Below are 1,240 nucleotides of genomic sequence, written 5' to 3'. Positions count from 1 at the left end.
ACTGTGATGTCTATGGAGTTTTTGGACACGGAGTCTAATGGCTTTTTGGACGGGGAGTCCAGATAGTTTTTGGTCACGGAGTCCAAAGACTTCCTTGTCGTGATGTCTCAAGACTTTTTGGACAGTCGGTGGGGTGGAATACCAAGATGGCTATTTCAACCCATCTCCGCAAGAAAATAGCGGACTTCGACCCAGTAAGAGACGGACGAACCGTCACCCAATTCTGCAAGGATATTGGCGTATCTCGCCAAACCTATGCCAACATCAAACGCCGCGTTGAACAACGCGGCCGTGCAGGCATCCTGCCTGACTCCACCGCCCCGCATTCCCCAGCCAGAATCTACGATGATCACCTTCGTCAGAAAGTCATCACAGCTCGATCAGTGCTCAAGGCCCGGGGACGTGACTATGGCCCGTGGTCGATCTATTACTACCTCATTGATGACCTTGGTTTAGAGCACCCACCGGCACGGTCTACGATTGCGCTTTGGCTCCACGAAGCTGGTGTTGCTGAGGCCAATGCCCGTAAACGTCCTCGTAAAAGCTATAAACGCTGGGCACGCGATAAAGTCGATGAGCTCTGGCAACTCGACGGGTTTGTCTATCGACTCTTTGACACTCCACATACCCAGATCACTATCTACCAGCTGGTTGATGATGCCAGCCGGTTTGATCTGGGCTCACAAGCCTTCGCCGCCAAAGAAAACGGATTCGATGCTCGCACTACCCTGGCCGCAGCAATAGAAACGTATGGTCGCCCGCAGGAACTTTTGACCGATAACGGTGAAGCTTTTGCCACCTATCACCGGGGCCGATTGTCCGATACCGAGCGCTGGCTCGCCGCCCAAGGTATCTGGTCCATTGCAGGTTTTGGCCCGCAAACCCAAGGCAAAGATGAACGCTCGCATCAAACTATGACCAAGTTTCTCGATGCACGCCAACCTACGACACTTCAGCACGTCCAACAGCTGTTGGACGACTACCGCGAGTTTTACAACACCAGGCGCCGCCATCAAGGCCTGCTAGTCGGCAAAATGCACATCACTCCAGCCCAAGCCCGTGAGCACTTCGCCCACGCTCAATCCCCAACACAACCCATTGACCCGGATCTGCTGTGGGCCAAGATTGTGAAGTCATACCGGGATACGCACTCAGAAAGCGCGATACACCACGAGCATCGTATCGAGAAGGTTAAAGAGGCGATGGTGCCGGTTGTGGGAGAAGTTGCAGCTTCTCCCAC

General features: G+C 53.9%; 1 protein-coding gene. It reads left to right on the top strand.

The genetic code is table 11. From position 1 onward, the window contains the following. Positions 1 to 146 precede the first annotated feature (146 nt). Positions 147 to 1,240 (top strand): integrase core domain-containing protein (locus tag HMPREF3056_RS07170; protein ID WP_246822478.1); only part of this gene is annotated, 1,094 nt, incomplete at its 3' end.

The sequence above is a fragment of the Corynebacterium sp. HMSC056F09 genome (genome assembly GCF_001815785.1).
Lineage (GTDB): Bacteria > Actinomycetota > Actinomycetes > Mycobacteriales > Mycobacteriaceae > Corynebacterium > Corynebacterium hiratae.
The sequence above is the reverse complement of the archived record's forward strand: the minus strand, read 5'-3'. Positions and strand labels throughout refer to the sequence as shown.